We start from the raw sequence: 13,333 nt of genomic DNA, 5'->3' as shown, positions 1-13,333 counted from the left end.
GCACCACCCAGGGGCCGGACAACGCCGTGCGGGAATGCGCCCCCCGGCGCCCTGAACTCCTCCACCGACGTGGGCCGCCTGGCCTCGGCGGCCGTGCCGCCGCTGATCCCGCAGGTCGAGCGCCTACGGCCGCGCGCTGCTCGGCCGGTCGAAACCGATGCGCCGCGACCGGGCGGGGTTTCCGCTCCGGTCAGGCGGCCAGTGCGAGCGGCGGGCCGCGCCTGATCACCACATGCCGCGACGGTGTCCACTGCGGCAGCCACCGCCGACCTGCTGCCGGCACCGAGCACACGGCAGCGGCCCGTCGGCCGGTGTCCGGCCCGCCGCGCAGCAGCGCGAGGAGCGCGAGCGTGCCGCGCAGCGCCGCGGCGACGGTTGCCGTCAGGTGCGCGATGAGCATCCCGGGACTCGGTTCCCCCGTACCGTTTCCAATCCGACACTTTCGGCCACCGAATCAGCGCAACGGGTTCGCACGGCCGAAGGGGTCGGGCGACGAGGTGTCGATCACGAGCCCCGTCGGGGCCGCCCGTGGTCACCGCGATCGGATGGTGCGACGGTGTCGCGCCCCTGCCCGGCGGCCAGGCGGCGCCGGATCACCGTGAGGTCGAGCGCGCTGATGCCGACGAAGGCCGCGCACACGGCGGCGAGGACGGCGTACACGCCCCGGTTCGGCGGCGGGCCCGGGGCGGCGAGTGCGGCCAGCACCGCGAACGCCACCGTGCCGCAGACGAACAGCACCAGGAAGATCCGGGACAGCAGCCGCCGCAGTTCGAGGTCGGTCCGGGCGTTCACCGGTTCGGTGCCCCGGCGCACCCCCGCCTGGGGCCGCAGCTCGGGCATCGTGCGGCCGGGGCCGCTCGGGGCGTGCGGGAAGTCGTGGCGCTCACTCGCCGCGCGTCGCGTGCGTCGTCCAGCCATCGTGGCTCCCAGATCGGTTCGGCCGGCCCAGCCGGTTGCTGCCGTCGCGCGTCTACCCGGCGTCGGCGGCGGCACACCGGAGCCGGAGGCGGACCGCCAGCTGCGGGCCCTGCTCCTCGCGGTTCTCCTCGTCCACCCGGCAGAGCGCGGTGAGCGCGCGCAGCATCGTCTCGACGTGCTCGGGCGCACCCAGCAACTCCGCGGTGGCCTCGCCCGTCAGGGCCGGTCGGTCCGGCGGCGGGGCGGGGCTCTGGACGTCGAAGGCCTGCGAGGTGCTCACCGCCGGGCCGGGCACGGGGATCGCCGAGGTGCCGTCCGGGCCCGCCTCGGCCACCGTCCAGGAGCCCTCCGAGGTCAGGGTGGGCGGTACGTCCCACACGTTGCCGATCCGGGTGCGACCCCGGCCGGTGTGGGTGGGGAAGGCCACCTCGAGGGCGTCGAGGACCGCGTCGGCGTCCTGGGGCGCACCGTCCGTGAGGCGTACGAGCACATGGCCGGGGACCAGCGGCAGGCCCATCGCTTCCTCCGTTCTGTCCGAGGACCAGGGACGCACGCCGGCCGGGGCGGCGCACCTCGGCGCGTGGTGGGCTCATTCCCGCCGGAGCCGGGACAGCAGCTCGGGCAGGTCCGCCACCGAGTCGAGCACGTGGTCCGGGTCGCCGTCGCCCCGGCGCGGTGCGCCCGCGGCGGCCTTGCCGGTGCGCACCAGGACGCCGGTGATCCCGTAGCGCTGGGCGGCGAGCACATCGGACTCGATGTCGTCGCCGACCATCAGCGCCTCGCCCGCGCCGACGGCCAGTCGTTCGAGCGCGCCGGTGAAGAAGGCCTCGGCCGGTTTGCCGAGCACCTCGGCCCGCGCACCGGCCGCGTACTCCAGACCGGCGACGAAGGCGCCGCCGTCCAGCCGCAGCCCGTCCGCCGTCCGCCAGTAGGCGTTGCGGTGCATCGCGACCAGTCGGGCACCGCCCTGGAGAGCGGTGAAGGCCCGGTTGAGCGCCGGGTAGTCGAACTCCGGACCGGCGCCGCCGATCAGCACCACCTCGGCCTCGGCCGGGTCGTCGACCAGCTCGACGTCGGCGAGGTCCGCCCGGATGTCGCCGCTGTTGAGCAGCAGGCAGCGGGAGCCCGCCAGCCGGGCGGCGGTGGCGGCGGGCGCGGTGAGCACGGACTCGGCGGTGACCGGGAACCCGGCGGCCGCGAGGGTCTCGGCGACCGACTGGCGGGTGCGGGAGGTGGTGTTGGTCAGCAGTACGTACGGCAGGCCGTCGGCGTGCAGCCGGCGCAGCGCGGCCACGGCGCCGGGGAGCGGCTGCCAGTCCACCGTGAGCACGCCGTCGATGTCGAGCAGCACGCCTTCGGGTCGTCCCATGCCCCCGAACATAGCGCCGCCGGCAGCGGAAGGCTCGACCGTCCGCCCGTCAGTCGATGAGGCCCAGGCGCGGTCCGCCCCGGTCGTGCAGCCGCCGGAGGAAGCCGAGGACGCCGGCGGAGCCGCCGGCCCAGGTGGCGCTGGCCCGGGCGAGGCCGGGGTCCGGGAACACCGGGCGGGCCGCGGTGCCGCCGCTACGGCTCAGGAGGACGGCCGCGACGGTGTCGGCGGCGTCCCAGAACTCCTCGGAGTCGGAGGAGCCGGAGGAGCCGGGGGAGTCGGACGCGACGGCGACGTCCACCAGGAAGTCACCCAGGCCGGCGAGCCCGCAGCACTGGGTGACCAGCGGCATCCGGGGCGCGAGCGCGGCACACGTCCGGGCGGTCCGCTGGGCGAGGGTCAGGTACGAGGGTTCGCCCAGCCGGTCGGCGGCCCGGACGAGCACCGCGCCGACCCCGGCCAGGCCCCTGCACCAGGAGCCGTAGCGGCGGGTCGCCCCCGGGGCGGTCGCCCGGGCGAGGAGGTCCGGGGTGACGGCGGCCAGCCGCGCGCAGGCCTGCTCGGCCTGGCGCAGGTCGGCCGGATCGCCGCTCGAACTCCCGTACTCCAGCAGGAAGTAGGCGACTCCCGCGGCGCCGTGTGCCAGTCCCTCGCGCAGGGCGGCGCTGCCGATCGTGTCGGCACCCGCGGGCGACAGCCGGGCCCGGCCGGAGGCCAGCATCCGGGCGCACTCGGCGGCGACGGCGAGGTGCCGGGCGCCGGCTGTCGGGCAGTGCCGGGCGAGCAGCAGGCGGCCGATGCCGATTCCGGCGACGCCCTCGATCAGGTCCGCCTCCGGCGGTCCGCCGTCCGGTCCCCGGTTCGGCAGGTCGCCCGTCCCGCCCATGCCGATCCAGGCTGCGCCGGTGCCGCCGGTGCCGCCGGTGCCGCCGGCGCCGCCGGTGCCGGTCCCGCCGGGGCCGGTCCCGTCCGTGCCGATCCCGGCCTCGGCGAGGAACAGCTCGACGCCGGTACGGCCCGAGTAGAAGCCGGGCGACAGGCTCCGCGACTGGGCGGCCGTCCACCGCGCCAGCGCGTCGACGGCCTCGGGCACCCCGGGCCGGTGAAGGTGGCGCAGGAGTTCCAGGCCGAGGCCCGCGCTCCCGCCGTAGACGTCGACCGGGGTCGGGAGGGCCGCGCGTGCGGCGAGTGCCGGGTCGGCGATCCGGTGGGCCTCGGCGACGCAGTACCCGGTGGTGTGCTCGATGATCTCCTGGAGCAGGTCGGCGTCGATCCTCGGCCGCTCGGGCTCCCGGGACACCGCCCGGGGCCTCCCGGTCCGGAGCCGGGCCGCGCCGACCGTCCGGACAGCCGGGTCGAGGCTCGTCAACTCGCCGATCAGCTCGCGGACTTGACGGTGCTCCTGGCCCGGCAGCGCCCAGGCCAGGCCGGCCAGGGTGCGGTCCCGGTTGACGGCGGGGTCGGCGTCGACGATGACCGGGTCCAGGCCGGTGGCGGCGAAGCCGAGGGTCGCGCCGAGCGCGTAGTAGTCGTCGGCGGGCTCGGCGGGCTGTCCGGCCGGGCGTCGTACCGGCTCGCTGTAGCCGGGCGTGGCGCCGTCCGGGGCGGCGCCGTTCAGTGCGCTGATCCCGAAGTCGACCAGCCGGCACCGGCCGGCGGCGTCCAGCGCGACGTTGTCGGGCTTCAGATCGCGGACGACCACGCCCCGGCGGTGGATGCCGTCCAGCAGGCGCAGGAGCCGGGCGGCCAGCTCGGCGAGGCGCGCACCGTCGTACGGGCTGTGCTCCTGGACGTCCCGCCGCAGGTCCCGGTCGCCGCAGCTGCTCATCACCAGGTACTCGTCCGAGCGGTGTCGGAAGGAGTCGAGGGCCCGGGGCACCCCGGGCAGGCCGTCGAGCGCGGCGAGCACCACCCGCTCGTTGCGCAGCCGGGCCCGGGCGTCCGCCCCGGTCTCGTCCTCGGCCACGAACGCCCGCGCCTGCTTGACCACCACCGGCAGCCCGGTGCGCAGGTCGACCGCCCGGTAGACGTTGCCCTGCGGCTTGCGCGCGATGCCACCGGTGACCCGGTAGCGGCCACCGCCGAGCCCGGGGGAGGCCTGCGCCCGGGCCGTGCGCCCTTCGAAGGGATCCGCGGCCCAGGGCGGGCAGCGGTAGGAACCGGTCGCCAGCCCGTCGAAGACCCGGCCGTCCGGGCCGACCATCACCGACTCCAGCCGCCCGCTGCGACCGGTCCGGTAGTCACCCGTGAAGGGCCCGTAGCGGTAGTAGACGGGTGCGTCCGGATCGACCCGGCGATCGCTCACCACCGGCGGACCCTCGCGCCCGCGCATCACCTCGACCAGCTCCTCGGCGAGCGCGACCACCGTGCCCGGCGCCGGATACACCGTGATCGCCTTCCCCACCGCACCCGCGCTGCGCACCCCGGAGTTGAGCTCCCGCAGCACCTCCGGACCGCTCGCCCACTTGGCGTGGCAGACGTACCGCAGCAGCACCGGCCGGACCAGCCCGGTCACGGCCGCCAACTCGCCGGGCCGCGCCGAGACGTGCAGCTTCCAACCGTGTTCCACCGCCGGCATCCGCGGATCGTTCAGGTACGACCAGGTGTCGTCGGACCACCCGCTGCGGCCGGCGATGAAACCGGTCACCGTCAGGAGTTGAAGTCGCAGGCGAACCGGGTGGTGGCCGTCACCCAGGGGTCGGCCAGACACGCCGTGGCCTCGCGGTCGGCGCGGTCGTCGTCCTCGAACAGGATGGTCTCGTCATCGACCAGCAGCGGACCCGCGTCGCGGATCTCCTCGATCATGGTTCCGGGCATGGGAAACCTCCAGATCTTGTCGTGCCTCCGGTGATGGTGCGGACCGCGGGCCCCTGCGACTGACTCAGCGGGCCGCGTTCCCGAACCACGAAGGTGTAGGGAGGAACGTTCCGCCTGACAAGGGGTCAGGACGCATCAACTCCACTTGTCGGACACATTCGTGGAGAAGTCGTGACCATGCCCTGGGTGGTCGCCGCCGGTCGGCCGTCAGTGCTCCGGGGCGAGGTAGCGGCGGCCCGGTATCTGCTCGAAGATCAGGTTGGTGCGGGTCTGGGCCACCGCCGGGTGGGTGGTGAGGTGGTCCACGACGAAGTCGCGCAGGGCCTCGGGGCCGGCGACGCCGACGTGCAGCAGGTAGTCGTCGGAGCCGGCCATGTGGAAGACGGCCAGCACGCCGGGCAGGTCGGGGGCGCTGCTGCGGAAGCTCTCGTTCTGCTCGCGGGTGTGGGCGCGCAGCCGTACCGAGATCATCGCCTGGAGCGGCAGCCCGATCGCGGCGGGGTCGAGTTCGGCCCGGAAACCGCGGATGATGCCGCGTTCCTGGAGCGCCCGGACGCGGGTCAGGCAGGTCGAGGGGGCGATGCCGACGGTGGCTGCGAGGGCGTTGTTGGGGAGGCGGGCGTTGTCGGCCAGGGCGCGGATGATCGCCCGGTCCACGTCGTCGACCGGTGCCCGGCGGGCCTGCGGATTGTTCGGCATGCCTGCCAGGATCCCAGCCCGTTCCGCAGATCCGCAAACCTGATCGGGGCTGGACCGAATGTTCTTCGGAGGGGCTTCCCCGGAGCGCTCGAAAGTTCCATCCTTACGGACGGTCCTTACCGACGACCCTCGTCGACGTCGCCGACGGCCCGTCGCCGTCCGTCGCCGTCCCCAGCACCCCGGAGCGCCCCGCCCATGAGCCCGACCGCCGTCACCCTCACCGAGACCGCGACCGCCGTCGACCCCGGTCCGGAGCTGGACGGCGGTGACTTCACCCTCCCCGAGGGCGGCCTGGACGACGACCGGCGGCTGCGCGCGCTCGACGCCGTGGACGAGTACCTGACCCGCAAGCGCAAGCACCTGGTCGGCTACCAGGCCACCCAGGACATGCAGGGCACCGCGCTGGACCTCGCCCGGTTCATGCCGAACAACATCAACAACCTCGGCGACCCGTTCCAGAGCGGCGGCTACAAGCCCAACACCAAGGTCGTCGAGCGGGCCGTGCTCGACTACTACGCCAGGCTCTGGCACGCCGAGCGCCCGCACGACCCCGCCGACCCGGAGTCGTACTGGGGCTACATGCTGTCCATGGGCTCGACCGAGGGCAACATGTACGCCCTCTGGAACGCCCGGGACTACCTCAGCGGCAAGGCGCTGATCCAGCCGCCGACCGCCCCCTTCGACGCGGTGCGCTACGTCAAGGCCGACCCCGACCGGCACAACCCGAACGCCCATCACCCGGTGGCCTTCTACTCCGAGGACACCCACTACTCCTTCGCCAAGGCCGTCGCCGTCCTGGGCGTGGAGACCTTCCACGCCGTCGGGCTGGAGAAGTACGCCGACGAGTGCCCGCTGGTCGACCCGGTGACCGGGCTGCGCACCTGGCCCACCGAGGTGCCGTCCCGCCCGGGCCCGTCCGGCCTGTCCTGGGACGGCCCCGGCGAGATAGACGTCGACGCCCTCGCCGTGCTGGTCGAGTTCTTCGCCGCCAAGGGCCACCCGGTCTTCGTCAACCTCAACCTGGGCAGCACCTTCAAGGGCGCCCACGACGACGTCCGCGCGGTCTGCGAACGCCTGCTGCCGATCTTCGAGCGGCACGGGCTGGTGCGGCGCGAGGTGGTCTACGGCAGCTGCCCGGAGACCGGCCGGCCGCTGGTGGACGTGCGCCGCGGCTTCTGGATCCACGTGGACGGCGCGCTCGGTGCCGGCTACGCGCCGTTCCTGCGGCTGGCCGCCCAGGACCCGGCGCGGTACGGCTGGACGCCGGAGACCGAGCTGCCCGAGTTCGACTTCGGCCTGCGGCTGCCCACCGCCGAGCACGGCGAGGTCGACATGGTCTCCTCGATCGCGATGAGCGGCCACAAGTGGGCCGGCGCGCCGTGGCCGTGCGGCATCTACATGACCAAGGTGAAGTACCAGATCTCCCCGCCGTCCCAGCCGGACTACATCGGCGCCCCGGACACCACCTTCGCCGGCTCCCGCAACGGCTTCTCCCCGCTGATCCTCTGGGACCACCTGTCCCGGTACTCCTACCGCGACCAGGTGGACCGGATCCGCGAGGCCCAGGAGCTCGCCGCCTACCTGGAACGGCGGCTGGTCGCCATGGAGCGCGAGCTCGGCGTCGAGCTCTGGCCGGCCCGCACCCCGGGCGCCGTCACCGTACGGTTCCGCAAGCCGAGCCCGGAGCTGGTGGCCAAGTGGTCGCTGTCCTCCCAGGACGTGCTGATGGTCCCGGGCGACGAGGCCACCCGGCGCAGCTACGTGCACGTCTTCGTGATGCCCTCGGTCGACCGGGCCAAGCTGGACGCCCTGCTCGCCGAACTCGCCGAGGACCCGGCGATCCTGGGCGCGTCGTAGCCTCCCGTCAGAGATTGGTCAGCTGGTCGCCCTTGGCGTCCTGGAGCACGTGGTCGACGCAGACCGCGAGGATGATCAGGAGCAGGGCGTCCTGCTGGCTCATCACGTCGACGGCGTAGGCGTCGCGGACGGTGAACCAGCGGCGGGAGACGTGCGCCAGGGTGGTGCCCTCGTGGCGTATGTCGAACTCGCGGTCCCAGAGGTTGCCGTTGATCCGCAGCTTGCGGCCGTCGCCGAGACGGACCTTGAAGCGGTCGCCGAAGAGCTTGAACAGCTTCTTGCTGACCTTCGCGGTCGGCTGGCCCTCCTGCTTGATCAGCAGGGTGTGGTGGAACGTGAAGGCCTTGCGGACGATGCTCGCGACGTGCTCGCCGCGGGTGTCGACCAGGGCGAAGGTCCGGCGCAGCCGGAAGAACTTCCGGTTCACCCGGTAGAGCTTCTCCCGGTGCTCGGTCTCGATCCAGGCCTCCTCGTGGAAGGCGAACATGCGGTCGCGGACCAGGTAACGCACAGTGGTTCCCCCGTGATGGATCCGCCGGCCCCCGTGGCGCGGCGCGGCCCAGAGCGTAGCGGCTGGTCAGCGAGGGGGAGGGGCAGGGGGTGGTGCTTTTACCGGTCCGCGACATTCCACCGACCCGGCGGTGACACCGGGCCGGCTTCACTTCCTTCGGAATGCGGTACGGCGCGGCTCATTCGAGCAGCCCGTAGACGTTCAGCGCCCCGGAGAAGGTCGCCAGGTACACCTTGCCGTTCGCCACGGTCGGCGGCACGAACTTGGCGAACAGGCCGACGTCGTCCCGGGCGGCGTTCATCTTGCTGTTCCACAGCTCCTTGGTCAGGTCGGAGGCCTGGTAGACGCGGAACACGCCTTCCACCACTGCGTGGTTGGCATCGTCCTTGAGCACGTGCGAGGCCCACAGCAGGCCGGAGTCGGGATCGCTGCCGTCGGCCGAAACGGAGAGGAATCCGCCGGGCATGATGAACGGGGGCGGCTCGGGGGTGGTGCTGGTGGAGGCGGGGGCCGTCTGCAGCAGCCCGCCGGCGAAGCGGTAGGCGCGCAGCGGCACGTTCTCCGGCCAGACGTAGACCCACGGGCCGTCCGGGAAGTTCCAGTACACCGGCCCGCCGTGGATGTGGTTGTTTCTGTGATCCTGGGTCAGCCAGAAGCTCTGCACGATCTGGCTGTCGGAGCCGGCCTGGAAGTGGCCCATCGCGCCGGTGTGCAGCAGATAGAACTTCGCCTCCTTGCCGCCGCCCAGCAGGAGGTCGGTGTTCGGGATCAGCAGCGGACCGGCCGAGCCCAGGTCCAGATCGGCGGGGCCGTTCAGGAAGGCCTGGTTGAACGGGGCGAACCAGTCCAGGAGTTCGAGGTCGGGGCTCAGCTTCATGACGCAGCAGGAGAGGTTCGACCCGTCGGGACGGAAGCCGCCGTTGCCGGTCATGAAGTACAGGTCGCCGTTCCCGTCCGCGGCCAGCCCCTGCCCCGCTTGCCAGATCCCGCCCATGCCGGTGTCGGGCGTGGTGACGTACACACCGGTCTGCTGCAGGTTGTCGGCGTCGAAGCCGAACACCCAGCCGTGGTACGGGTCCCGGTCGCCGTAGGACGCGAAGGCGACGTACAGCCGGTCGTTCACCAGGGTCAGCGCGGCCCGCTGGATCTGGCGGTCGCTGGTGAAGGTGATGGTGCCGTTGACACTGCCGTCGCCCGATCCCGGGACGGTGGCGGCGATCCGCACCGGGCCGCCGAGGGACTCCTGCCCCGAGCGCAGGTCGAGGGCGTGCAGGGTGTGGTGGTACGCGTTGCCCTCCTTGGTGAAGGCGACGACGTAGATGAGGTTCCGCTCGGCCCGGATCACCGGTGTGCTGAGGACACCGACCTCGACGGAGATGTCCGCGTACCCGCCCGGGCCGATGTTGGGATCGGGCATCGCGGCCGACGGGCCCAGTTGGGCGTGCCACAGCGGCGCCGAGGCGTTCGGGTCGTCCGCGTCGAAGGCGTACACGCTGTTGTGCATGGTCGCCACGTAGACGACGTTGCGCTGCCCGACGCCGGCCACATCGACCTGACAGAGGTAGAGCGGCTGGCCGTAGATCTCGCCGTCCACCGCCCGGGTGAAGAGTTTGCCGAAGGTCTTCGGGCCGACGTTCGACGGACGCAGCGTCACCTCCAGCAGATTGGCTCCGGTGCGCTGATTGTCGTTGTGCTGGGTGGTGACCGACACCGGGCCGAAGGCCACCGTCGCAGCCGGGCCGAACTCGGTCACGGTGGTGCAGATGCGCTGACGGGCACTCACCGTGTCCTTCAGACGCAGCGGTCCGGAGACCCCCACTTGGAGGCTGGGGGTCGTCGCGGTCGCCGTCCCCTGCCACTGGCCGTTGACGTAGACGTCCACATCGGCCCCTGGGACCACACCGTCCACCCACACCCAGCGGGTGCACTCGGTGAGCGGGGTGCGCACGGTGGGAGGCTCGACCGTGCCGAGCGGCTGCACCGTCACCAGGGCGGACTTGGGGCTGGTCCAGCCACAGCCGACCTGCACCGCGTGGATCTGGTCCCCGGCGCTGAGCAGCGGTGCCACCGGGATGTCCGCCTGTCCCGCGTAGACGTACTGGAGGCCGATCGGCGCGCCGAGTGCCGCGGAGTAGACGAGGACCAGGGCGCCCGGGTGCACGTTGAGGACCCGGACCCGGGAGGCGCACTCGAAGAGCGGTGGGACCACCACCGGGGCGGGTAGTCCCGCGGGCTGCGGGTCCACCACCACCTTCGCGGACTCGCGGCTGGTGTACCCGCAGAGTTCCTGACGCGCGGTGACGGTGCCGCCGCCGATCAGCGCGGGGACATCGAGGTCGGCGCTCGGCTCGAAGGCCTGCGCCGTGCCGAGCACGACGCCGTTCTCCAGGATCGTGACCAGCGCGCCCACCACCAACCCGGTGACCCGGACCGAGGTGCCGCCGGCGCACAGCGGAGCGACGACGGCCGGCGCGGGAAGCTGGTCGGCGGGCCCGACCACCACGGTGGCCGAGGTCCCACTGAGCGAATCGCACTTGACGAAGGCCTGGTCCGCGGAGACCTGCTCGCCCTGCACCAGCGGTGGGACCCGGAACGTCAACGCGCTGAGGTCGAAGCAGCCGCGCGTCGTGTTGGGCACGCCGGTGCGGTGCAGCGTGACCTGTGCCCCCTCGAACACGCCACTCACCGGCACGCCGGTCTGGCAGGCCAGCAGCGGACCGTGGACGACCGGTGGTGGCAGCTGCTCGGGCGGACCGTCCGGCACCGGGCTCGGCGTGGGCGTGCCGGGGTTGCCGCAGGCCTGCTGCTCGGCCATCAGCACCCGACCGGCGGCGATCGCGGTGCCGAGCTGGACGCGGGCGATGCCGTCCGGGGCGGTGGCGCTGCCCATGACCTGCGCGCCCTGCTTCACGGTGACGGTGGCACCGGGGACCGCGCCATCGATCCACAGGCACTGCCCGCACACGTACTGGTGGCCGCCGTAGTGCACGGTGCCGATGACGGCCGGCTTCTTCTGGACGGCGACCGGCTGCGCGGAGGCAGCGCTGACCTCGCCACCGAACAGCTGGGTGGCGGCGACCTGGTCGCCGGCCTGCAGGGCGACACCCGGGTTGAGCGGGAACTCCTGGTCGGGCCAGGTCGCGACGCCGCCGCCGACCAGCTGGCCGCCGACCGTGTGCGAGCCGTTCACGAGCAGGGTGACGGTGGACCCGACGAGCTGGTTGTGGACACAGACCGAGGTGCTGCACTCGGACAGCGGTCCGACGACGGTGGGGGGCAGCAGGGGCACGCTACGACCTCCGGAGGATCGGGCGGCGACGGGACAGGCCGGGACGGGCGGCAGGCGAGGACTAGGAAGCGTGTTCGATGGCGTCGAGCATGGACCAGAGGACATCGCACTTGAACGACAGCGCGGCGAGGGCGGCGTCCTGCTCCGCCCGCGTCGTGCAGTGGGCGGTGACCAGGCCCAGGGCGTGCTCGGCGTCGGCAGCGGCGACTGGTGGTCGGGCCGTGAAGTAGCCATGGCCGGAGGGGGCGATCCAGGTGTAGTGGGTCTTGATGGCGTCGAGCCGACGGCGCATCAGGTCCGGGGAGAACAGCTCGGTCAGCGAGGCGGCGACGGACTCGGTCCACGGACGGGTACGAGCGAAGTCCACGTACGCGTCGGTGGCGAAGCGGACCCCGGGGACCAGCAGGCTTCCGTCCAGCACGGCGGTCCGCTTGAGCCCGGCGGCCTCGGCGAGCCTGAGCCACTCCTCGTGACCGCCCTGACCGCCGGCCGCCCCGTCCTGGTAGACGATCCGCTGGGTCCAGCGCCGCCGAACCTCCGCCACCGGGCAGTTGGCGATCACGGCCGCGTCCTTCTGCGGCAGGCGGGCCTGGTAGTACCAGCGGTTCGCGATCCAGAGCCGGAGCTGATCGGCGGACAGCTTGCCCTCGTGAAGCTTGAGGTGGAAGGGGTGGCGATGCCAGTACTTCTCGGCATAGGCGTGCAGATCCGCGGTGAACTGTGCGGGGGTCCGTGCTGGGGCGGTCATGCGCACAGCTTCGTTTACGTACAGTGATTTTTCAATCACTGAAAGTGTTTGTACCGCCGCTCGGGCGGTTCGGGGACGAGCCACCGGCAGTCGACCTCCGCCGGCGCTCGGAGCGGGTCGATCGCGGCTTGCGGCGCGAGGCTCTCGGCGTGCTCGGGCAAGGCCTCCCGCCGTGCAGTGGGCCGGCCGGGCGGGCCGGCGATGAAGTGATCATGTGCCTCACGAGAGCACGCGGCCGCGCCGGCGGCGAGCCGGGCGACTCCGTTCGCGGGCCCCACGACCCGTCAGCGCGGGCGGGCCGCCGCCGGGGGCCAGGCGTCGGCGGCGAGGACGCCGAGGGCGTAGGCGCGGGCGACCAGGGCGGTGCGGTTGGGCAGGTGCCAGCGGCGGGAGAGCCGGGCGAGGTGGTAGTTGACGCCGTCCCTGGTCAGGCCGACCTCCTTGGCGATCCGGGCGGTGGTGGCGCCCCGGGCGGCCGCGGCGAGGATGCGGGCTTCGATCGGGCTGACCTCGGCGCCCGGGCCGGGCTGCGCCGGGGCGCGCGGGGCGGCGGGCGCGGCGAGGGTGCGCAGCGAGATCAGCAGGTTCGGGGTCTCCTCCGGGGAGTCGCTGATCAGTTCGACGGTCATCTCGCCCTGCCGTTCGCCGCCCTCGGCGGGCGTCCAGGAGACCCGGGCCGGGTACTGCGAGCGGCGGTGCAGCCGGACCGCCTCGGTCAGCGCCTGCAGGGTGGCGCGGTCCTCGAGGGTGAAGAACTCCAGGATCTTGCGGTGGCGCAACTGGCCCGGCAGCAGGCCGAATTCGGCGGCCATCGCGCGGTTGACGATCATGATCCGGCCGCCGTACTCGCACACGGCGATGGGCAGCGGCACGTGGTCCATGAGCCGCAGGGCGCGGTTGCGCCAGATCACCGCCGGGTCCTGCCGGGTCACCGGTCCGGGGCGGCGCTCCTCGATCGGTCGCATGCGTTCTTCTCCTCCTGTCGCGCCGGCCCGGGGTCTGACGGGACGTAGGCAAGTCTCCGGACGGTGCGAGCACTACACAATCATGTAGTGATCACTGTCGGGCGAGGACCCCGGGGGCCCAGAGTGGAGGTACCGAGAAGTTTTCCGCCGTGGGAGGGGA

The 13,333-nt window shown here is 72.9% G+C and carries 12 protein-coding genes; 1 reads left to right on the top strand and 11 read right to left on the bottom strand.

Annotated features, from left to right (window positions below; translation table 11 throughout):
- Positions 1 to 190: 190 nt before the first annotated feature.
- The 7 genes from ACWCYO_RS01730 to ACWCYO_RS01700 form a co-directional block, all read right to left on the bottom strand.
- Positions 191 to 400 carry a hypothetical protein gene (locus tag ACWCYO_RS01730; protein ID WP_449783015.1) on the bottom strand — a complete coding sequence of 70 codons (210 nt, stop codon included), beginning with the start codon at positions 398 to 400 and terminating at the stop codon, positions 191 to 193.
- Between the two features lie 104 nt (positions 401 to 504).
- Positions 505 to 918: a DUF6343 family protein gene (locus ACWCYO_RS01725; RefSeq protein WP_270140591.1), complete on the bottom strand. Its 414-nt coding sequence runs from the start codon at positions 916 to 918 to the stop codon at positions 505 to 507.
- A gap of 52 nt (positions 919 to 970) precedes the next feature.
- Positions 971 to 1,435 carry a hypothetical protein gene (locus ACWCYO_RS01720; protein ID WP_270140589.1) on the bottom strand — a complete coding sequence of 155 codons (465 nt, stop codon included), beginning with the start codon at positions 1,433 to 1,435 and terminating at the stop codon, positions 971 to 973.
- A 72-nt stretch (positions 1,436 to 1,507) separates the two neighbouring features.
- Positions 1,508 to 2,287, bottom strand: a complete 780-nt coding sequence (locus ACWCYO_RS01715) for an HAD-IIA family hydrolase (protein ID WP_449783014.1) — start codon at positions 2,285 to 2,287, stop codon at positions 1,508 to 1,510.
- Positions 2,288 to 2,336: 49 nt separating this feature from the next.
- The gene (lanL, locus tag ACWCYO_RS01710) at positions 2,337 to 4,934 is read right to left on the bottom strand and encodes a class IV lanthionine synthetase LanL (RefSeq protein WP_449783013.1); all 2,598 of its coding nucleotides are present in this window, start codon (positions 4,932 to 4,934) and stop codon (positions 2,337 to 2,339) included.
- A 2-nt stretch (positions 4,935 to 4,936) separates the two neighbouring features.
- Positions 4,937 to 5,104: an SflA family class IV lanthipeptide gene (locus tag ACWCYO_RS01705; RefSeq protein ID WP_270140583.1), complete on the bottom strand. Its 168-nt coding sequence runs from the start codon at positions 5,102 to 5,104 to the stop codon at positions 4,937 to 4,939.
- 207 nt (positions 5,105 to 5,311) lie between these two features.
- On the bottom strand, positions 5,312 to 5,803 hold the full coding sequence (locus ACWCYO_RS01700; protein ID WP_270140582.1) for an Lrp/AsnC family transcriptional regulator: 492 nt from the start codon (positions 5,801 to 5,803) through the stop codon (positions 5,312 to 5,314).
- A gap of 195 nt (positions 5,804 to 5,998) precedes the next feature.
- On the opposite strand from ACWCYO_RS01700, the gene ACWCYO_RS01695 reads away from it, so the two are divergent.
- A complete protein-coding gene (locus tag ACWCYO_RS01695) occupies positions 5,999 to 7,660 on the top strand; it encodes a PLP-dependent aminotransferase family protein (protein WP_270140580.1) in 1,662 nt (553 codons plus the stop codon).
- A gap of 7 nt (positions 7,661 to 7,667) precedes the next feature.
- On the opposite strand, the gene ACWCYO_RS01690 is transcribed toward ACWCYO_RS01695, so the two are convergent.
- The 4 genes from ACWCYO_RS01690 to ACWCYO_RS01675 all read right to left on the bottom strand — a co-directional run bounded on the left by ACWCYO_RS01690 (position 7,668) and on the right by ACWCYO_RS01675 (position 13,173).
- Positions 7,668 to 8,171 carry an LURP-one-related/scramblase family protein gene (locus tag ACWCYO_RS01690; protein WP_270140579.1) on the bottom strand — a complete coding sequence of 168 codons (504 nt, stop codon included), beginning with the start codon at positions 8,169 to 8,171 and terminating at the stop codon, positions 7,668 to 7,670.
- 178 nt (positions 8,172 to 8,349) lie between these two features.
- The gene (locus tag ACWCYO_RS01685; protein ID WP_449783012.1) at positions 8,350 to 11,460 is read right to left on the bottom strand and encodes a hypothetical protein; all 3,111 of its coding nucleotides are present in this window, start codon (positions 11,458 to 11,460) and stop codon (positions 8,350 to 8,352) included.
- Positions 11,461 to 11,521: 61 nt separating this feature from the next.
- Positions 11,522 to 12,208, bottom strand: coding sequence for a pyrroloquinoline-quinone synthase PqqC (gene pqqC, locus ACWCYO_RS01680; protein WP_270140574.1), 687 nt, complete (start codon positions 12,206 to 12,208; stop codon positions 11,522 to 11,524).
- Between the two features lie 284 nt (positions 12,209 to 12,492).
- Positions 12,493 to 13,173 (bottom strand): PAS domain-containing protein, encoded by a 681-nt coding sequence (locus tag ACWCYO_RS01675; protein WP_449783011.1) that lies wholly within the window; start codon positions 13,171 to 13,173, stop codon positions 12,493 to 12,495.
- Between the last annotated feature and the right edge of the window lie 160 nt (positions 13,174 to 13,333).

The organism is Kitasatospora sp. NPDC001683 (assembly GCF_053596495.1).
This window is presented reverse-complemented; position numbering and strand designations above follow the sequence as displayed.